This window comes from Priestia sp. YIM B13489, from assembly GCF_042787645.1.
Lineage (GTDB): Bacteria > Bacillota > Bacilli > Bacillales > Bacillaceae_H > Priestia > Priestia megaterium.
Window position 1 is genome coordinate 26,089 of record NZ_JBHZOQ010000046.1, and the last position, 18,673, is coordinate 44,761.

20 protein-coding genes are annotated in these 18,673 nt (G+C 33.9%); 9 read left to right on the forward strand and 11 right to left on the reverse strand.

What is annotated here, in order from left to right:
• Window positions 1-353: 353 nt before the first annotated feature.
• From ACFX4W_RS05175 to ACFX4W_RS05185, 3 genes are all read right to left on the reverse strand, one after another.
• Complete coding sequence (locus ACFX4W_RS05175) at window positions 354-833, reverse strand: site-2 protease family protein (RefSeq protein ID WP_377559104.1); 480 nt, start codon at window positions 831-833, stop codon at window positions 354-356.
• A gap of 376 nt (window positions 834-1,209) precedes the next feature.
• A complete protein-coding gene (locus ACFX4W_RS05180) occupies window positions 1,210-1,335 on the reverse strand; it encodes a hypothetical protein (RefSeq protein ID WP_274598754.1) in 126 nt (41 codons plus the stop codon).
• A gap of 34 nt (window positions 1,336-1,369) precedes the next feature.
• Entirely contained in the window at window positions 1,370-1,642 is a 273-nt protein-coding gene (locus tag ACFX4W_RS05185) for a GlsB/YeaQ/YmgE family stress response membrane protein (protein WP_377559103.1), read from the reverse strand.
• A gap of 525 nt (window positions 1,643-2,167) precedes the next feature.
• Here ACFX4W_RS05185 and ACFX4W_RS05190 point away from each other — a divergent pair.
• From ACFX4W_RS05190 to ACFX4W_RS05205, 4 genes are all read left to right on the forward strand, one after another.
• Window positions 2,168-2,467 (forward strand): hypothetical protein, encoded by a 300-nt coding sequence (locus tag ACFX4W_RS05190; RefSeq protein ID WP_377559101.1) that lies wholly within the window; start codon window positions 2,168-2,170, stop codon window positions 2,465-2,467.
• Between the two features lie 12 nt (window positions 2,468-2,479).
• Window positions 2,480-3,613, forward strand: coding sequence for an FtsK/SpoIIIE domain-containing protein (locus ACFX4W_RS05195; RefSeq protein ID WP_377559100.1), 1,134 nt, complete (start codon window positions 2,480-2,482; stop codon window positions 3,611-3,613).
• Window positions 3,610-4,305 (forward strand): hypothetical protein, encoded by a 696-nt coding sequence (locus tag ACFX4W_RS05200; protein ID WP_377559098.1) that lies wholly within the window; start codon window positions 3,610-3,612, stop codon window positions 4,303-4,305. The genes ACFX4W_RS05195 and ACFX4W_RS05200 overlap by 4 nt, the downstream gene beginning before the upstream one ends.
• Before the next feature lie 289 nt (window positions 4,306-4,594).
• Window positions 4,595-4,915, forward strand: a complete 321-nt coding sequence (locus tag ACFX4W_RS05205; RefSeq protein WP_143256208.1) for a hypothetical protein — start codon at window positions 4,595-4,597, stop codon at window positions 4,913-4,915.
• A 242-nt stretch (window positions 4,916-5,157) separates the two neighbouring features.
• Here the strand turns inward: ACFX4W_RS05205 and ACFX4W_RS05210 are convergent, their stop codons facing one another.
• The 5 genes from ACFX4W_RS05210 to ACFX4W_RS05230 form a co-directional block, all read right to left on the reverse strand.
• Window positions 5,158-5,382 carry a helix-turn-helix domain-containing protein gene (locus ACFX4W_RS05210; RefSeq protein ID WP_095380539.1) on the reverse strand — a complete coding sequence of 75 codons (225 nt, stop codon included), beginning with the start codon at window positions 5,380-5,382 and terminating at the stop codon, window positions 5,158-5,160.
• A 363-nt stretch (window positions 5,383-5,745) separates the two neighbouring features.
• Entirely contained in the window at window positions 5,746-6,219 is a 474-nt protein-coding gene (locus tag ACFX4W_RS05215) for a hypothetical protein (RefSeq protein ID WP_377559199.1), read from the reverse strand.
• 802 nt (window positions 6,220-7,021) lie between these two features.
• Complete coding sequence (locus tag ACFX4W_RS05220) at window positions 7,022-7,756, reverse strand: MerR family transcriptional regulator (protein WP_016766065.1); 735 nt, start codon at window positions 7,754-7,756, stop codon at window positions 7,022-7,024.
• A gap of 701 nt (window positions 7,757-8,457) precedes the next feature.
• Window positions 8,458-9,210, reverse strand: coding sequence for a ParB N-terminal domain-containing protein (locus ACFX4W_RS05225; protein WP_377559198.1), 753 nt, complete (start codon window positions 9,208-9,210; stop codon window positions 8,458-8,460).
• Between the two features lie 107 nt (window positions 9,211-9,317).
• On the reverse strand, window positions 9,318-10,601 hold the full coding sequence (locus tag ACFX4W_RS05230; protein WP_377559197.1) for a replication protein: 1,284 nt from the start codon (window positions 10,599-10,601) through the stop codon (window positions 9,318-9,320).
• A gap of 927 nt (window positions 10,602-11,528) precedes the next feature.
• Here ACFX4W_RS05230 and ACFX4W_RS05235 point away from each other — a divergent pair.
• The 4 genes from ACFX4W_RS05235 (at window position 11,529) to ACFX4W_RS05250 (ending at window position 15,216) form a co-directional block, all read left to right on the forward strand.
• Complete coding sequence (locus ACFX4W_RS05235) at window positions 11,529-12,161, forward strand: HAD hydrolase-like protein (protein ID WP_071277399.1); 633 nt, start codon at window positions 11,529-11,531, stop codon at window positions 12,159-12,161.
• The gene (locus ACFX4W_RS05240) at window positions 12,161-13,534 is read left to right on the forward strand and encodes an ATP-binding protein (protein WP_377559196.1); all 1,374 of its coding nucleotides are present in this window, start codon (window positions 12,161-12,163) and stop codon (window positions 13,532-13,534) included. The genes ACFX4W_RS05235 and ACFX4W_RS05240 overlap by 1 nt, the downstream gene beginning before the upstream one ends.
• Window positions 13,535-13,546: 12 nt before the next feature.
• Complete coding sequence (locus ACFX4W_RS05245; protein ID WP_377559195.1) at window positions 13,547-14,194, forward strand: DNA-binding response regulator; 648 nt, start codon at window positions 13,547-13,549, stop codon at window positions 14,192-14,194.
• 512 nt (window positions 14,195-14,706) lie between these two features.
• The gene (locus tag ACFX4W_RS05250) at window positions 14,707-15,216 is read left to right on the forward strand and encodes a hypothetical protein (protein WP_377559194.1); all 510 of its coding nucleotides are present in this window, start codon (window positions 14,707-14,709) and stop codon (window positions 15,214-15,216) included.
• 1,188 nt (window positions 15,217-16,404) lie between these two features.
• Here the strand turns inward: ACFX4W_RS05250 and ACFX4W_RS05255 are convergent.
• On the reverse strand, window positions 16,405-16,563 hold the full coding sequence (locus ACFX4W_RS05255) for a hypothetical protein (protein WP_377559193.1): 159 nt from the start codon (window positions 16,561-16,563) through the stop codon (window positions 16,405-16,407).
• Window positions 16,563-16,820: a hypothetical protein gene (locus tag ACFX4W_RS05260; RefSeq protein ID WP_377559192.1), complete on the reverse strand. Its 258-nt coding sequence runs from the start codon at window positions 16,818-16,820 to the stop codon at window positions 16,563-16,565. Before ACFX4W_RS05260 ends, ACFX4W_RS05255 begins: the two co-directional genes overlap by 1 nt.
• A gap of 478 nt (window positions 16,821-17,298) precedes the next feature.
• Between ACFX4W_RS05260 and ACFX4W_RS05265 the strand changes: the two genes are divergently transcribed.
• Window positions 17,299-17,493 carry a hypothetical protein gene (locus tag ACFX4W_RS05265; protein WP_377559191.1) on the forward strand — a complete coding sequence of 65 codons (195 nt, stop codon included), beginning with the start codon at window positions 17,299-17,301 and terminating at the stop codon, window positions 17,491-17,493.
• A gap of 1,030 nt (window positions 17,494-18,523) precedes the next feature.
• On the opposite strand, the gene ACFX4W_RS05270 is transcribed toward ACFX4W_RS05265, so the two are convergent.
• Window positions 18,524-18,646, reverse strand: coding sequence for a RuBisCO small subunit-like domain-containing protein (locus tag ACFX4W_RS05270; protein ID WP_377559282.1), 123 nt, complete (start codon window positions 18,644-18,646; stop codon window positions 18,524-18,526).
• Window positions 18,647-18,673: the final 27 nt, after the last annotated feature.

Consider the following 18,673-nt stretch of genomic DNA (forward strand, 5'->3'; position numbering starts at 1 on the left):
TAAATGTAAAGTTATCTAAGTCACCTACCTTTGTTTATAGTATGTTTTATCTTGCCTTCTATCTATAGGATAGAGGGTTTTCCTATGTACTCTGTTTAATAATTTTATTGGCAATGAATAAATGTGTTACCTTTCTCGCAGGGTATACAATGACATTTCAATCACACAAATGACCTTCTACCTGACAGGAGTAGAAGGTTTTTTGATATCAATTATTTATCAACTTCAACACTAATTGCTGGATTAACCATATTATTTAAAGTAATTTTATTTTTATCATCTACTTCATTACGTAAAAGTGAATCCCATGTAGCTTCGCAAACCTATCGCTTCACATCATTATTTCAGCTTTATTAATCAGGGTTACATGTTATTTTTCCATATCTCAATGCATCATAAATAGCACGTCCATCGCTTGAATTTGTTTCTGTGTATTTGATGGGTAGTAGCGAGAAGACAATATAATAAACAGAAAAGTAGACAAACTGGTAAGAAAAGAGACTTGCTGAAAGGATGTCAGCCATAACTAAGCCATTTATAAGGAAAATAAAGGCTAAATTAGCAATGGCACCTCCAGCATAGACACAGGCATGGGTAAATCGGTTGTCGTATTTTAGTTTCTCATATACACAAAAAGAATCCAAAAAGTAAACTGATTTTATTTTAACTTTCTTCCATTTAAAAATGGTTTTTCCTTTTCCAATTGTAAAATCCACTCTCCCTCCGAAAAAGATTGCCATGATAGAATGACCTAATTGGTGAACAAGAGATACAAGTGGTAGTACAAGTAAGAAAGAAAACAAGAACTTAGGCATATCACTGAATCCAAACACACTTCCATCTCCTTTATTATAAAATGATTTAATAAACAGTTAGCTTATTAAGGTAGATAAATTCTTTTTGATAGTGGACAGACTTTTCCATACAGAGGAGGCGCCTTTTTAATCATATTTACAGTCCTTTGTTTCGCACTTTGAAAGGTCTTTAATCAAAATATAGGACCAATAGATTTTTACTAAAGCAGCAGTTAAAGTAATTAATAATCTTTGAGCATTGCCTATAGAGAAGGATATCTTCACTTTATTTTTAAACATTCTCCATAACAATAAACGACCCTATGTATCGTAACCAAAGTTACTAAGGCCGTTTATGTTATATTCTGATTTATTTTTTTCTCTTTTTCTTTATAATAAAATATCTGGTTTCTCATTAAGCTTCTGACAGAACTTCGATATCATTATTAATTTGATCGAACAAATAAGTAAGGTAAGAATCTAATTCAAATTGATTATCTTCAACAAAATCATCTAACACAGACTTACTTTCTTCTCTCATTTTTAATCACTCCAATTTAATTTTTTTCGATTTATCATGCATGATGACCATGATTCTTTTTTTGTTCCATTTTCCTTAGAACAAAGCTTACGATTAACACCAAAATGATTGCTCCAATAATGGCTGGAATGATGGCAAAACCACCAATAACTGGTCCCCAACTTCCCAGGACCAGACCACCTAACCAAGAACCAATAAAACCGGCGATAATATTACCAATAATGCCTCCAGGAACGTCACGCCCTGTAAGTAAACCGGCAAGCCAACCGATAATTCCACCTACAATTAGCATCCATAGAATTTCCATAAATCACTCTCTCCTTTTGAAATAGTTATTTGACTTTACCCCCGGCTAAAACTCATTAATCCTGTTATTTTTTCCCTCTATAAGTTTTTTCTCTTTATGTCATAAGATCATGTAGTTTTGCTTGCCCTTTATTTTTGTTCACTTGGACAACATCAAATGTCTCGTCCATTTCATAAGAAGAATAAGCTATTAGGACAACCCCTAGCATATAAAAACCGAGCGCATCTTACCTAACTACCTACTAATCCCCTACTGCAGTAAGGGTTCTTTTTTATTTTTTGACTGGACAGGCAAGCTTACTACAGTAGCTACATAGTATCTAAAGAATCTTAGCTTCATTATCTAATTAGTGTCTAGTTCAGTATCGCTACCGCGTTAATACAAGCTTTATATGCGTAATGACGCCCTTCATGGAATCTGTAAGGGAGCTGAGCCGAAGAGGCGAAGGGGGCGACCGGATGTGTTGAGCTGAAATAACTAAGGCGTGAAAGGCAAAAAAATTAAAGAATGAAAGAAGGTATCAACATGAGAAAAACACAAAGGTTTCATTTTCAAAAGATCTTTCCTTTAACCCTCCAATCATCTCTCACGAGACCTCGTCCCTTCAGGGCTTATTCCTTTGTTCCATTTAGTCCATTTGCCATGCTTGACCCTACTATTCTAACCATAGGAGGCATTGTCTTAGGGGTTGCTATCATCGAACGGGTATTAGAGCGATGGGGTGTCATTGATCTTGTGGATCAGTTCGCAAAGGTCATGCGTTTTATCTTACCTGTCACCTTCTATAGCGCCTTAATTTACTTTTTTGTGACCTTTATGTTTTGAGGAGGGATTTAGATGTTTGAAAAACTAAAATTGCGTGGCCAATTGCTTAAAGCGTTTCGTACGGCAGAGATTTACCGGGTGGTGAAACGTGGGGACCGTACCTCCTATCTGTTTCCAAAGATTCATCGAATCGATCACCATCAAACGTACACTCGGTACGCCTTTTCCTTACTAAATGGTATCAATCCTGAACTTCTAAATAAAAAAAGATGGGCCTTACGACAAGTATTAGGCAGCAACATCGAAATAAACGGCAGCTTAAAGAACTTTAGTATTACTGTTCATCACAAAAGCCTACCAAAGATGCTCAATTATAGTTATGAGATCATTCATCCTTATATTGAGAAAATGGAGCTCCCAGTATGCATTGGTCAAGATATCTATGGAAACCCTGTTTCATGGGATTTTGCGGATTTAGAAACGTTACTGATTTCTGGCGAAATTGGGGCAGGAAAAAGCAGCTTAATGCGCGTGATTCTCACCACATGGGTGAAGTATACCTCTCCTGAAGACTTGCGCTTAGTCTTAGTGGACCTTAAACGAGCCGATTTGGGCTTATTTCATGGGATTGACCACGTGGATGCGCTTTGCTTTGAAGCGAAAGACATGAGAAAACCTTTTGCGTTGTTACGAGCTGAAATGTATCGACGAGGGGATTTACTGTTAGAGCATGGCGTCACACATATCAGCAGGCTTCCTTTTAAGCTACCTCGTATCGTTGTGGTAATTGATGAAATGTCCATAGTGAAGAGAGAAACGGATCTTGTAGAGATGATTCAACAGTTTGCCAGCCAAGGTCGTGCACTAGGTGTTCATACGATTATTGCCATGCAGCGTCCGGATGCTGATTTATTAAACTCTGCGTTAAAAGCCAATTTAAGGGTTCGGATCTCTGGAAGGCAAGCCGATGCGACGAATGCGAAAGTAGCTGGAGTACTCGGAGCAGAAGAAATTGATGCAGCTGCCAGAGGTCGTATGAAAATTAAGATTGATGACGTGAAAGAGTTTCAAGCCTATTTCTTAGATGAAGAAGCTTGTAAGGAAATGCTTTCCCCTTATAAAACACATGTGAAAGATCCTGAACCGCAACTAGAGGTTGTGTCACAGTCTATCTTTGGGTTATTAGAGAAGGAGGAACAGGGATGAGTTTTCGACTATCTCAGCGTGATAAAGACATCATTGGGTTTATCAATCAGTTTCGGGCTGTGGATCGAGACTCATTAGTAGAACGCTTCTTTAAACAGCTGAAATCGCCTGTAAATGCGTGTAATAGTGTCATGGTACGTTTATATCGATTAGGACTCATTGAACGCACACAGCAGTATTCTCCGACCGCCTATTTGCCTGTGGATGCAAAGATCAAAAAGAACTCGCAGAAAATACTCCATTTCCTTTCAATTCTAGATATCTATAAACAAATGTGTACGTACAGTGCGCCTAAACAGGTCATTGTGGAAGATAAGCCCACTGGACGAAAAGGAGGTATCGAACCAGATCTGTTTTGTATCTTTAAAGGATCCCCTTTTTGGGTTGAAATTCAACGAAATCAGTATTCAGAACAGAAAATGCAAGCGAAGATCAATCTATACGAGGAGTTTTTCTTTTCAGATGAGTGGAAAACGTTGCAGTGGCAGCCTGAAGATCAAGCAGCCATCTTCCCTTCTGTAATTTTAATTACACCTGTTCGTTATGCAGTATCTTCGGATCATATCCGTATCATACAAGTAGCAAGCATTCACGAACTTATGGAGAAATATAAGGGGTCTTCCAAACAAACAAAAGAAGTAAGGTCAAGAATCACCTCCTCTTCTGGGGGAATTAAAATCAACTTAACATAGAGTACTAGAAAAGTGTTTTTAATCACACAAAAACAGGCTACCTCAAAATAATGAAAGGTAGCCTGTTTATACACCTTTCATCCGCGCATTTGCAAAGGGTTATGGAAACAGCGTAATCATTAACATAGAAAGAATTAGATAAAGTTGAATCAATCCAGGCGTCTGCAGGAGACGAAACTGTCATACGCGGAGAAGGTAATAGATTTGCATACTGGTATCGAATGGAATTAATTCGTATAATAAAAGAGAATAAGTAGCAATACCAAGGCAACCGAGGAGGTGAGCGAATATGAGTCTACGAGAAGAACTACTGGCGCAGGAATATGAGGAAAGAAAAAAGCCGAGAGGATTCGTATACTTTACAGACGCTGACGGACAAGTTGTCGCTAAAACTTGCCGTGAATGCGGCGAATTAAAACATGCAAAGAACTATCATCATAAAAGCGATGGATTTGGTCAACTTGGACCATACTGCAAAGGCTGCGTTTCTGTTCGCGACCGAGATTATTACGTTAAAAATAGGGAGCACGTAAAAAGAGTTAAAAATGCTTATTACCATAGGAAAAGATCTGAGCAACTTTCTTTTAATTTATTCGAAAATAGCGAGTAGAATCACGGCGGCCAATAAGGTCGCTTTTTTGTTTAAATACTGATAAATCCCTAGAAATCGCCATTCAATGTGTTAATGACATGTTTCGAGCACGCTAGCATGTAAAGAGGAGCAATTTGATGAATAGGACCGTTTTAACGGCGAATTAAAAACAGGCTTTTAAACGATTACTAAAGCCTGTTTTTATATACTTGGAGAAACAAACTTTCTAAAGGAATAAAAAAGAACTGTAATAAGCATATTTAAATATCCCAAAAATCTTCGCTCTTAATATTAGGATCAATCCTTCTTAATGCTTGTAATATCTTTTTCATAGTTCTTTGTGTAGGCAACCTTTCGGAGTTGTTTACTAAATCACCAATCGTACTTCTACCTAATCCTGACTTTCTTACAAGCCATTCTTGATTAATGTTTCTTTTATCAATCCATTTACCAAGTCTAGTTCGCCTTTTTCCTAACCCGAACATTATAGATACCCCTTTACTTGTTATTACTCTAGTTATGTCCAAATTTCACTAAAAATAAAACGTTAAAAATAAGTCATAGTGGACAAGCCAATACCATATCATCTATTAAGACATCAAAATACTACATAAGCACAACGAATAAATTTAATATGTATTTTTTAGAAGCTTCTAGAATAATGTCGATATTTTGGTCATAATCATATAGCATGAATACAGTTAAGACCGCCTTATACACTGATACATATTGGGCGGTCTTTGTTACCGGTATTCTTTGAAATTAGACTTCACACAAAAAACCTTTATCTAGAGGGAAAAGGTTTTTTGTGTGAATATTAAATAACGAGATACGACCATTCTAGCAAATCATTTTTCAAAAAAGGTTTTTAACCACTTATAAAAACTCTTCTTTTGTTGTTGTGCTTTTTTTAACGATCGAATTTCACGAGCCATTGAGATTAATTGACGTTCGCGTTCCTCAAACTTGGCATCGATATAGCTTTGTATCTCTTTCATTTGTACCTCACATGATTCTAAGCTAAGGGTTTGCTTTTCAGTTGAAATGGTTGGTGGAGTGTCTGGTACTAGGTTGAATTTTTTTGCAACGGTTATAACGGCTTTTTCTAAGGTCATCTCGGGATGAGCATAAATTCTTTTTAGTTCATGAAAGATGGTAACGTCGTCGTTCGTATAAGCTAATCTACCGTTTTTTTTAGTGAATTGCACACCAATTTTGGCAAAATGGAAGTTGTATTTTCGTATAGTTGCTATGGGCAAACCAAGTATATCAGCTAATTCTTCGGTGGTATATGCTGCTTCTGCGGTTATGACTCTCAACATATGATCACCTCCTCTTATCAAGAGAACTATTCTAGGTATATACGTTAAAACCTTCAATTAATAAGAGAACGAGATATTACATCTTGTAATGCTATTGTTACTATAGTAATCGGTATTCTCAATTGAGGGTATGTTATCATGTTTAGCTATTTACTAACGTCATAGATTAAATATTTGGCCTCTCCCCTCATCGTGATGGTTTTTCCTGATTCAGCGATGCATTTAGCTATATAAACATAAACTATCTAAAGAGATTAATCTAATAAATCATTAAATAGTGCTATCTTAATTTTAAAGTGTAATATCTACTGGATTTGAGTCAATAATTTAGATATAACAAAGTCGTCATGGTGCCAGATGAGCTAATTGTAGCATTGATAAATGTTAGAGTTTTATTTTTAGAGGATTAAATCTTTTGTTAAATAAAAATCTATTTTTGAATTCCTGTTTTATTTAGGGAATTACAAATCTATAAACTCGGAAATAAAACAATAATGATTCATTTCCGGTTTTATTAAACTTAAAACATTTTAAAGTTGTGTTTGTCAAAGAATAAATGAATTATCTTTTAAATTATTGATTTTTTGCACGTTGATGTTTTCAATAATTTCACAGCATGTTTGTTATAATTAAGCAATAAAATTCAGTTTAACATAAAATTAATCTTAAAATGATAATTAAAGCAATCATAAGTAAATTCCGATTTAGATATTCTTATGAAATTGATAAATAATTAAATAAAGATATTATTGTTTTTTATTATTTTTTAGTTAACAAAATAAAAAACTAGGAATGATTTTTCCTAGTTTGAGAATAGCTTTTGCCATAATGTCTTCTTTTGATTTTGTTCTTTAATCAACTCTTTTTGAGTATGAGTAAATGCATTTAAAAGGTCTTCATCTCTTTGTTTTAATAACTCTTTTAGATTAGTATTTATCAGTTCTTCAAAATTCTGTTTGCTTTGATTTAACTCCTGTTCAGCTGAATTATCTTTTAGCGTTTCTTGAGTTTTTCTAATGTTTTCAAGAAGAATTTTATCACGTTTTTTTAGGCTGTTTTCTATGTATGCTTCTAAGTCTTTATTTTCTGTTTTTACTTCAATCATTTGCTGCTTTGTTGCTGCAATTTCTTTATTTGCAATAGCTAACTCCTTTTGAGTAGAAATAAGTTCCTTTGTTAGAAGCTCCAATTTTTCTGAAAGAATCCTGTTAAATTCTATTTGTTGGTTCTGACCTTCAATTAGGTGATCTATCTTCTTTTCTAAAATAGACCGTTCTACGTGGTCATTAATAGTCATTTCTTCACCATTACGCCATTGTTTCACTTGATCCCAGGACCAACCTTGCTCATGAATTTTCTTCTTTATACTGTTAAGTGTCTCTAGATTCTCTTTTGTAAACCTTCTATGACCTTTTCCATAATCAGTGCCTGTCCACTCTGTAATAATATTGAATTCTTCGCACCATTTACGAAGCAAATCTCCAGAGATACCCAGTATATTTACCACTTCTTTTGGTAAGTACAATTTTTCAGACATAACTACACCTCCATATGTCAATTAATAATTAATATAATACAAGAATCAGGCAATTGATTTTGAAGTGAAACGTACCATAGGATTATTAACGTAGATTCTAATAACATTGTTCTTATCTCATTATTGATTCTATATTAACTGCTAACTTCTTCTATGTAAATCTTAAAGCAATAATAATGTAATAACCAATTCCTGAATAAGATTATTGTTTTATCTTTTAATCAATAACTATCATTATTGATTAAAACGAAACGGAAAAAACTTATTATTGATTTAATTATCGTTTAAATGCATTTAAGTTAATCTTAAGTTCAACAAAAAATGCATTTTAACTAAAAAATAAGTTCTTTTTTTATTCGCAAACCCGAATCCTTCCTTAAATTCACCTTAAGTTCAACTAGTATTCGGATATTAGAACACGCAAATAGGGTAATAGCTCTAAAATAGCTTCATTCAACTAATGATATATCAAAGATAAAATGATTAAGTTTAGCAGAGCCAAAAGGAAAGTTAAAGCATTCTTTTTAATTTAAGGACTTATAATAATACAATCAAAAATGAAAATGAAATCATATAGTAGATGAGCTATATGTAGAAAGTGGCTTTCAAGATAAATAGACAGCAAACAACTATGAAAGGGGACACCTTATAGTTGTTTGCTGTCCATTACGAATAACTAGCAATTCTTAGCTAAAAATGCTTTATTTTTGATATTCATAGATAACAGGAACTTTGTCCATTTTAACGGTTTTGGCCACAATATAACGACGATAGCCATCTTTCAATACCTTCGATTCTTTCTCAATCGTTAACGGTTTGTCAAGGTGTCCTGTACGCTTCACAAATTCAATGACTTCTTCTGTTTTCACAGGGTTTGGACGTGTCTTTAAGAAGGCTTCAGGAACGATAATGTCATCAAAACTCACGACGTCCTTTGTCCCTTTGGGCTGAATAGGTTGCTGCTTCTGTGGCGCAGCCTTTTTCTCTTGAACAGGTGTTTCGTTCACTTCTAGCTGTACAGGTTTCGCTTCTTTTGCTACAGGCTCTTGTTTTTCTTCCTGCTTGGTAGCTGCAACCTCTTGCTGTGCCTTAGAAGCCTCTTGTTGCGCTTCTTTTTTATCATTTGACTCATTGGCTTCTTTATCGTTTTTATTCGGGAGAACGGTAATCTGGAAGCAGATGATACCAATTTCCCCAGGGCACTCGTCAATGGGAATATCTAACGTGGGTTCCCCTTGAATTAAGATTTTTTCATGCATAATACTCTTTTTTGTTAGTCCGGTTTTATTAAAGGCTTTCTTCGCAACAAACACGGTATACGAAATAAACGTACTCTTCTTCAGTCCTTTAGGAGCAGCAGGTGAACCTTTTTCACGCATATCAAAGGCAACGTAGCGATCGTATTCTCGTAATGGTCCTGTCGCAGATCCTGTTATTGTCATTTTATGTGGCATCGTGATCTCCTCCTACGTAGTTTTATATATTGATTATTTAGAAGTATGTTCTAAATAATAATACCCTTACTAAACATCAGCTTCCAAGGGATTTCTTCACTTTTGAATTAGGAAACGGAGCCTTTTAACTGGTCCTGTTGGTGCAATAAAGCTTGTTCCTGTGGTGTTAAGGCTTGTCCTAGATCCTGTTTTAGCTGCGCCATTTCTAACGAACTGTACGTAGAACTGTGCTCTTTGAGTACGTTTTCTTCTTCTGGCGTTAGTTCTTGCCCTAAATCTTGCTTTAACTGAATCATTTCAAGCTGTTGATCCAAAGAAATAGTTTCTTCTTGTGTACACTCATTTTGCTCCTGTTCAGCTTGTAACCAAGCAGGAACCAATTCCTTACGGATGATATGTTTAGGCTTAAATAAAGCTGTCTTAGCTTCAGTATGTATGTCTGACTCAGATGTTTGTTGTTCTGTATTCCCTTTAAGTAGATTCGTAAATTGATTGTAAGCAATTTGATAAACAAGACGGCACATTTCATCGAGGGATAGGGTAGTACCCTTATGATTCGCTTCATGGACATATTTATCTAAGCCTACAATGGCTGTATAAGCGACTTCATGAACTTGTTCTTTCACAATCTCAATCTCTGTATCTCGTTTTACTGCTTTAGCTGCATTTTGAATACGAGCATAGAAGTCTTTTAGTTGATGACCATATTTACCTGCGTACACGTTATTTACTTTCTTAGGCACACCTTTGATATAAGCAAATGACTGTGAAGCAGATATTAAATGATTATTTAAATGCTTTTTAGGTAAATCAAGGTTAATAAAGGGGGACGACACTTTTTCGCCCTCTAAGCTTGGTGTATCAACGTTTTCAGCACTCTCTGGACTTGTCACAGGAGTTGTCACAGGAGTTGTCATTTCTTCTTGTTGAAGCGTTTGAATACCTGTTGTATCGTGTGCAAAAAAGATTTCTTCACAAATTTGATCAAAATTCGTATGGCTTTTAAGGATAAACACATAGCTATCAGGATGAGCACCTGTCGTATCTTCTTTGATATAACGGGCCACAATCATAAACGGTGTTGCCTTTAACGATTTCACAAAGCGAGAAACGGTACTTTGGGATACATCAAACTTTTCCATAAGTGTTTTGGAGTGAATGGCTTGAATGCCTGTAGCAACAAGGTTATAAATCACGTAATCTAACATTTCCATACGTTTTTTAGGGAATACTTTATGTAGGGCTTCTTGTTGTTGTTTAAAGTAAGTACGAAGGGTTTCTAAAAACGCTTCTTTCTTTTTACGAAGAGTCGGTGTTTCTTTCCATAACCATGTGAATCGTCCGTTGAAGGTATTTATATCGGGTAAATAGCAAGTCAATATCTTTGTCATTTGTTCATCTTCTCCTTTAAGGAACACAAAAAAGACATTATCTCCCTTGTAAAAGGAAAACAATGCCTCAATTAAGATAAACTAAGCCCTTGAAATAGATGTCAATTTCGTATAAAATAAAACCATAAGTTTTATTTTGTACAAAACTAACTCTATTAACAAGAGACTTCGACAAGTGTTTTCCCTACCGTTTCTAGGGGGAACGGTTTAAGAGTGTTGTCGCACTACTTAAACAGTTGAAGTCTTTTTTCTATCCGCACGTTTTTGTTAGTTTTATTATAGCGTTAACTAGTCTCATAATTCAATAAAAATTAGCAAAATATATCAAAACGAGTATATTTATTAGATGTCACCTCTAGGTCGGTGAAGAAATCACCTTTTCAAGGTGTATTTTTTTTGCACTGAGAGTTGTAATACATATATTAGCATAGCGCTAAACAGGTTCGTTGGGTAGTGTGAACTTTTATAGTCTCTTCTTTGTAAAAGTACTAAGTTTTATAGTCTATTTTTTAATAAGGACTACAAAACTTAGTGCAGATAAAGGCGGGGATACAGTAATAGGAGATATTAAGAATTGTGAAGTAGTCACTTTGTTTGAAAACACTATATATTTTTAGAATTATTAGCAGGAGTATTTCTCAACTTTCCCTCCATATTTAGTAATTGCTAATTACATTATTTAAGATCTTGAATAAGAGTCAATAGTCCTTATTTGTATGTGATAGGAAATAACATAAGAAATATTTTACATATATAGTTAAAAAAGTAGATTATATAGTTCTAAGGAATGTTTGTTTATAAAGGGTTTAATTACAAAATAAGGAAAAATGTGCTATTTTAAAGAAGTTTATAGTTTGTTACGATTAGATAACATGAATAAATGTTCGCCTTTTATTCTGATTGTTTAATGAAAATGGATGTGGAAACGTGATAAAGACAGTTATTTGCGATTTTGATGGAACGATAGTTAATTCAGCCCAGTTAGTATACGACCTTTTTAACAGCTTTTCAGACAAGTATAGTTATGAAAAAATGCCTCAAGAGAAAATGGATTACATTAGATCAATAACTTTTCGCCAACGTTTTAAAGAGTATAATGTATCTTTCTTTAAAGTTCCTAGCTTAGTTATGGATGTTGTTAAAGAATATAAGAAATCAGTTCCATATTTACAAGTTAATAGTGAAATGAAAGAAGTTTTAAGAGAATTAAAAAATCGAGAATTTAAGCTTGTACTAATTTCAGCTAATTCAAAAGAAAATATTGAGAAGTTTTTGAAATTAAATGATATGGAGTATTTCGACGAAATTATTAGATCTAAAAGGTTTTTTGGAAGAAATTTAACAATTAATAGCTATATTAAATCTCATAACTTAAGAAGGGATGAGACTATTCTTATAGGTGATGAGCATAGGGATATTATTGCTTCAAAAAAAAGTAACATAAAAATTGTATCCGTTACATGGGGATATGACTTAGAAGAACTTCTTATAACAGGTAGACCAGACTACTTAGTGAAATGTCCTAATCAAATTTTGAATGTAATAGATGGGGTAACTTAATGGTTGCTCTATTTGTTATCAGTGGATTATTTGCTTTAATATGTTATTGTTATGATCCTAAATATCCTCCGTTAAGGTGGATGACACTGCTATTGGCATGTGCATCATCTGCAGGCCTTTCTAGGGCTATCATAGAGTCATTTATCCCTATTTTGAATACGCATCATATGAACTTTAATTGGCTTAACACTTTCCTTTATTATGCGAGAATTATTACAGGTTTTTTCTCTATTTACTTTTGCCCTTGGGGAGTTCTTATGCATGCAATAGTCTATTCAGAGCGATTCTCTAATAAAACTATTAACAACTTAAAGTATATTTTGTTTACTCCTATTATCGTCATGATATTTACAACCACTTATGTACCTGACATCGTCCCTGATTTTAAAGGACTGTTTTATTGGGGAGTTCCTTATATTATAACTGGTTACATAATACACCTTTATTCCTATTTTACAGAATCAGATCCATACAAGAAAAAAACACGTTTTATAACTTTTACCATTATGCATCCAATTATGTTGTCAGCCCTTATATTAAATTATATTGTACGTGTATTTGATAACCATCACGAATACTGGAGGTACGTAATTGTATTTATGCTCATCTCTTTCAGCTATTTTATATGGAGAGCCTTTAAGCAAGATGGTGTTGGATCAATGAACGGCATAAAGATTAAATATGAAAAGCAGACACAAATTAAAGCGAATAAAGCTATTCTAACAGGTGTTAGCCTTATGAATCATGCTATTAAAAACCAAATATTTAGAATTGTGACAGGCATGAAGTTGATTAAAGAAAATACATCAGAGTTAAATCATTTGTCAGCCGAAGGGATGAACATGGTCGATAGTGGATCTGATCATTTACTGAAAATGGTTGAAAAGATAAACAGTAAGACACAAGACATTACAATTGTAAAAAAGCGTAATAATCTTACTGAAGTAGTAGATGACGTTATAAGTGAATTAGAAGTGGAGTTTGTTGAAAATCATATAGTCATAACTAAAGAATACTTAGACGAAGATGTATATGCTTTTTTTGATAAAACACCGACTAAAGAGGTATTTTTGAATATGTTTAAGAATGCCATTGAAGCAATAGAAAAAGAAGGCATTATAAACGTTAGAATAAATAAAAAAGGAAAAAAAGCTGTAGTTATCATATCTGATAATGGAATTGGAATAACAAAAGAAAATTTGGAATACGTTAAGAGTCCATTCTTTACCACGAAAAAATTAAAAGATGGAAATACTGGATGGGGACTTTATTATTGTTATGATGTGATGATAAAAAGTGATGGAAACCTAGAGATTTCCAGTCAAGTTAATGTAGGTACAGATGTCAAACTGACTTTCTCAACTAAGAAATAGAGGATGATTGATTTGAGTAAGCCAATAAAAGTAGTGTTAATTGAAGACGATTTAGAATGGTTACACAGCATTCAGACTATTATTAAAGCAGAAAAGGATATCGAGTTAGTGGGGTATGGGTCAACGGAAGAAGATACCTTAAGGCTAGCTAGGGATATTGATAAAGTAGATATTTTTCTTTTAGATATTAACTTAACTGGTGCTAAACTGGATGGGATTCACGCTGCGTATGAATTAAAAAAGATGCAATCTGTAGATAACAGAAATTGGAAAGTCATCATGTTAACTTGTTTAAGCGAAAAGGATATCATAATTAAGGCTTTTGCAGCAGGAGCTGTAAATTATATTCTAAAAAAAGATATGCATAACATAGCTAATATTATAAGGTCAACCTATGTTGGAAACTTCACAGCCATTGAAGCTATGTTAGAAGATTATCGAGATTTAAAATATGAGCAACAATTGACCAATTTAACCCAAAGCGAACGGGTTATATTTAATATGATGGAGAAAGGATACTCTCGACAGAGTATGCAAGAACAATTATCAAAGTCTAAAAATACTATAAAAAATCAAATTCAGAGCATTTTTAAGAAATTATCAGTTAGAAATATAAAAGATGCTATTGAAAAAGCTAAGTCCGGTGGATTAGAAAAATGACCATATATATGGTCATTTTTTTATTTAAGTACTAAAATTTATAGTCTTCAAGAAAAAAAAGACTACAAATTTTAGTGTTTTTTTAAAAAAGTACTATAAAAAAACGCACTACCCAGCTCATATAAGAAACTGTACTATAATTATAAATCGTTCTTATTTGATATTGAACGAGTAAGTTGCATAAATCCCTTTTTTAATTTCAGGTTTTAAATTATTAAACTCCTTTAAAAATCAATTATGTTTAAGAAGAAAATGGATTGCGATAGATATAACTTCTTCAGTCATTGTATTAAGAATAACGTCAATTTTTTATTATCTATTAATTTCGAATTAGAAAATAGTTGCTTATGAAAAAACAAAAAAGAATCTTGATATAACGAAAAAGATCAAAAAGGTGATAATAAGATTAAATCGTTGACTGAATAACAAAAGAAGCAAAAATAGGTACTCAAGAATCTATAAAAGAGGGTAGTTCTTGCCATTCAAATAGTTTCAGAGGAAGGATGATTGCCATGTACAATCAAAGACAAGCGAAAAATCAGAGACATTCCTTTGTTGTTGGTGTGGAATATAGATACGAGGATCTTTTTGTTAAAGTAGAGTTAGGAACATTCTGTACGACACCTCTTCATGCTCAACGGATTGCTAACAGTGTAAATAGTATAATTCTCTTGAAAAATCACATGGTCATTATTTTTAAAAATGCAAAATCTATCACGATTAGTGATAATTTCCTCAAACACGAGTATCAGTTTAGAATATGCATAAAGCCTACAATGCCGTTTCTTGAGTTATCAGCATTTACTCATCAAGAGAGAGAAGACTTCACTCGAAATCAATCTTATATCGTGAACGAAGAGAACATGAAAGAGGTTAATTGGAACTTGCAAACAGCTTTTCAATACCTTCAAGACCGATACGATGCACAAGATCGAACGCACTTTTCTTTTTGTCAAAGCTCTTTTTATGCCATTCCTGTATCTGCACAAAAACAGAAGGAGATACAGCATGAAACCTCATAAATCAATGGAATATATGGTTGCTGAAAAACAAGTACTTATTCCTTTAAGTGCTTGTTTTTTTTTATCATTTTTCTAGTGTTGAATTTTTTATTTAATACACTGAGGCAGCTTATTCAAACGACATTCAGTGAAGTATTTGATCCGAAACTGTTTTATTTATCTCTTTCATTTATTTGGCAGATGAACACCCACCAGTATGGAATGCTTTCTTATATGATGGTATTCATTACTTGCTTATTAATGGGCAGATTAATCTATAGAGAGAACAAAAAGTTCAACGTCTAGAATACGATGAGCTAATATTCAACAGATTTAACTGAGAAAGAAGACAGTGAATCAATTTCTATGACTGTTTATTCTAATTAAGCAAAGTCAAAGCAAAAATAAGCGAAAAATTTTAACATAGGAAAGAATATTCCGTTTTAATAAATGAACTGGAGAAAAAGGCGATACATAGTTAAAAATTTAAATGAAGAAACATAGCATGAGATATATAGTTAGTTGAATTTCTATTGCTTTGTTTAAAATAAAAAGGGGAGATGTTAATTAAGGTAGATACACGAACTTCATATGCTTTGTATAAGACTGTTAAAGATATTATGAATAGTTTCTATTCCATAATCTGCTGAAGGGGTTCAATGACCTTTAAACGCTCTCACATCCAGTTACATGATTTGAAACTAAACATAGTAAAACTAATAAGTTATCCATATTCAAGTTATTTTAATCACGAAGGCCTTTTTTGAAGTAACCTTTCACCAAAAAACCTTTCAGGACAAGCTTTTTTATTCGATTTTATTCTACAAAGGAAGAGGAAAAAGCAGGCCTAAGCCTGCTTTGATAACCTCTAAGATTAATCTTCAAATAAATGGTCCATTTCTTCTGCTTCTTCCCGTTTTCTTTTTTTTTATGAACTGCATTCTTTCCTCTTGAATCTGATGTAGCGCAATTCATTTGGCTTTCTTAGTAGCTTCTGTTTCATCGAACTGTATTGACTTAAACTTCTGAATGTTTAAGTGGTCGTATAAGTTATTGATTAACTTCATTAATACTCTAGTGTCTATTTGTGTATTCTTTGTAGTTTCTTTTACCTCACTTAACTCACTGTCTAAATACTGGTAAAATCCACTCGCTCTTTTTAGGTAAGCCTGACCTATTGCATCAATTGTAGCAGCATCTAAAAATGTTTCATCGGGGTACATTACTTCTTAATTTTTCATACCCTCGAATGATATCTTCAATGGCATCCCCTGGAAAACGATAGCCTCTTTCTTTCATATGTTTATGAACATATTCATCAGCCTCTTCACTTAAAGAAATCATTCTCCTGTGTTTACTTGCTGACATTATTCTTCATCCTCCCCAAAGAGTTTATTGAATGTACAATCCATATTTGTCATCGCATCTGAACATCTTTGCATTGTATCTATCGTTCGATTATACAAATCATCAATAGCTTGTTCTTGCTTTTCTACTTCTTGCATAATGGATAATGTTTCAATTTGTTCTTTCAAAAAAGCTTGTCTAGAAAGACCTTTTTCTTTGGCTAAACGATCTACTTTACTCACAGCAACCGGACATACATTTCTCACTTTAATCTCCATGTTTGTTCTCCTTTTCTGTGTTTTTATTGCATCAACATGAAAAACTTAAAAAACATCTTGAAGAGCATAAGGGGTTTTTGCTATCACAGGGTGTGATAGGCTAGGCAGAGCCTAGCAAAACCGTGATATCATGCAAAATCTTCAAGGAACCCCCTCAGCGCACCCTCAAATTAAAGAATAGTCCCGTCACGGGTCCTTCAGTAATCACAACATTTATGCCAGGAACCCCTTCAGCGACCCTTCATATGTGTGAAATGTCCCCTCAAGAGTCAATTTATTTTGAAGTGTTTTTTGAAAAACAATACAGAAGTAAGCAATCTTTTTTTATTTTCTTTCGTACGTTCATGGTTAAAACTGCAGTTTATTTTCACTTACAATAAAAGTGATTTACGCGTGCATTTTTATCATTTATAAATCAATTTTTATCCTATAAACAATTATGGTAAAAAGGGAACATCAGCGTCAAACGAAACAGGAAATGAATGAATTACAACGTGATATGAAGTACCAAGTAGAAGAGGAAAAAGCCGATACGGAATCAAAAATTGCGATGAAAAAGGATGCCATTCAATCGAGTGATTCAAGCATTCAGCTCTATAAAGATGAACAAAAAAGTTTACAAGAAAAGCTTCAAAAATTGAATGAAAAGCAACAAGATTTAGCCATGAAGTGAAAAAACACAGGGGGACGCAAAGGGGACATAGCTATAAAATAGAGGGACGTAAAGGGGACATCGGGATTTTAAAAGGAGACGTAAAAGGGACGTACACCAAAAAAAGGGGACGTAAAGGGGACATTTAGCGATTTTCTTTGTACCCACGGTTTTGCTAGGCTCTGCCTAGCCCCACACCTATGGTGGGGGCAAAAACCCCTTATGCTCTTCTCTCTTTTATAGTGGGGAACCATAATTTAGAGGAAAGGAACGAATGTCATGAAAGTGTTTTTGCCGAATGTTAATCTGATTGCTGTTAGAAAAATGTCAAAAGAAAAGACCGTTGCTTCCGAGGAATTTATAAAAGTTAACTTAAAAAGGAGGGGGGACCGATAAGAAATAAAGGATTATGACAAAGGAAGAAAAGAGAAATTGTAAAATAGATTTAATAGATTTTTTGCACGGAATAGTGGAGCACAATTTTAAAAGAACGGAGTACAGTTCAAGAAATGGAACGCTAAAAAAAGCAAAAGTTTGAAGGATAAGTGAAGGATGTCTACTTTTTCATACTTGAAAGGTAGAAGGAGTAAGTAAGCAATCGAAAGGTGTTTCTATGATGTTTCTTTTTAATAATTGGTTGAGATATTCCGTATAACACAAACGGGATGTAAACGAATATACATCCCGCCATGTGAAGAAGGAAAAAAATAGCTTTTAATGCAGCATATGATCTTTAAGGAACACCTCATTTACGTAATTGCATTGCCTAATGAAACAGTAACTTGAAAAAGTATATTCTCTTTAACAAACACCTCATTTAAGCATTGAGCTAAAAAAATATACAATGTGAACGAAATCGTTCTTGGTCTTTGACAAACACCTCATCTACACAGTAATAAATGAACATTATTGTCTACCCATTATATATATTCTTACTACGTTCATGACTACCATCCCCTTATGAATCAAACATACATGGATTTACAATAAGGTTTTCTGAAATATGCCTGCTGTAGACACCTCATCCCAAATGTAAGAAGCTTTGTAATGATTAGTNCTCCTCCACCTCAGCCAAGACCTGGGTTGCATCAGTACACCCGAACATGGGCAACTTCCACATGGTCCAGTATCTGCCATCGTAGTATCCTGGTGACTTGTTGTTCTCACGGTACACAAATCCGTGCTCAGTCTCGAATTCCAA

Excerpts from the sequence above, each read along its gene's own strand:
- ACFX4W_RS05180 (WP_274598754.1), bottom strand. The coding sequence starts at position 1,335 with ATGAGAGAAGAAAGTAAGTCTGTGTTAGATGATTTTGTTGAAGATAAT.
- ACFX4W_RS05185 (WP_377559103.1), bottom strand. The coding sequence starts at position 1,642 with ATGGAAATTCTATGGATGCTAATTGTAGGTGGAATTATCGGTTGGCTT.
- ACFX4W_RS05190 (WP_377559101.1), top strand. The coding sequence starts at position 2,168 with ATGAGAAAAACACAAAGGTTTCATTTTCAAAAGATCTTTCCTTTAACC.
- ACFX4W_RS05195 (WP_377559100.1), top strand. The coding sequence starts at position 2,480 with ATGTTTGAAAAACTAAAATTGCGTGGCCAATTGCTTAAAGCGTTTCGT.
- ACFX4W_RS05200 (WP_377559098.1), top strand. The coding sequence starts at position 3,610 with ATGAGTTTTCGACTATCTCAGCGTGATAAAGACATCATTGGGTTTATC.
- ACFX4W_RS05205 (WP_143256208.1), top strand. The coding sequence starts at position 4,595 with ATGAGTCTACGAGAAGAACTACTGGCGCAGGAATATGAGGAAAGAAAA.
- ACFX4W_RS05210 (WP_095380539.1), bottom strand. The coding sequence starts at position 5,382 with ATGTTCGGGTTAGGAAAAAGGCGAACTAGACTTGGTAAATGGATTGAT.
- ACFX4W_RS05215 (WP_377559199.1), bottom strand. The coding sequence starts at position 6,219 with ATGTTGAGAGTCATAACCGCAGAAGCAGCATATACCACCGAAGAATTA.
- ACFX4W_RS05220 (WP_016766065.1), bottom strand. The coding sequence starts at position 7,756 with ATGTCTGAAAAATTGTACTTACCAAAAGAAGTGGTAAATATACTGGGT.
- ACFX4W_RS05225 (WP_377559198.1), bottom strand. The coding sequence starts at position 9,210 with ATGCCACATAAAATGACAATAACAGGATCTGCGACAGGACCATTACGA.
- ACFX4W_RS05230 (WP_377559197.1), bottom strand. The coding sequence starts at position 10,601 with ATGACAAAGATATTGACTTGCTATTTACCCGATATAAATACCTTCAAC.
- ACFX4W_RS05240 (WP_377559196.1), top strand. The coding sequence starts at position 12,161 with ATGGTTGCTCTATTTGTTATCAGTGGATTATTTGCTTTAATATGTTAT.
- ACFX4W_RS05250 (WP_377559194.1), top strand. The coding sequence starts at position 14,707 with ATGTACAATCAAAGACAAGCGAAAAATCAGAGACATTCCTTTGTTGTT.
- ACFX4W_RS05255 (WP_377559193.1), bottom strand. The coding sequence starts at position 16,563 with ATGTCAGCAAGTAAACACAGGAGAATGATTTCTTTAAGTGAAGAGGCT.
- ACFX4W_RS05260 (WP_377559192.1), bottom strand. The coding sequence starts at position 16,820 with ATGGAGATTAAAGTGAGAAATGTATGTCCGGTTGCTGTGAGTAAAGTA.
- ACFX4W_RS05265 (WP_377559191.1), top strand. The coding sequence starts at position 17,299 with ATGAATGAATTACAACGTGATATGAAGTACCAAGTAGAAGAGGAAAAA.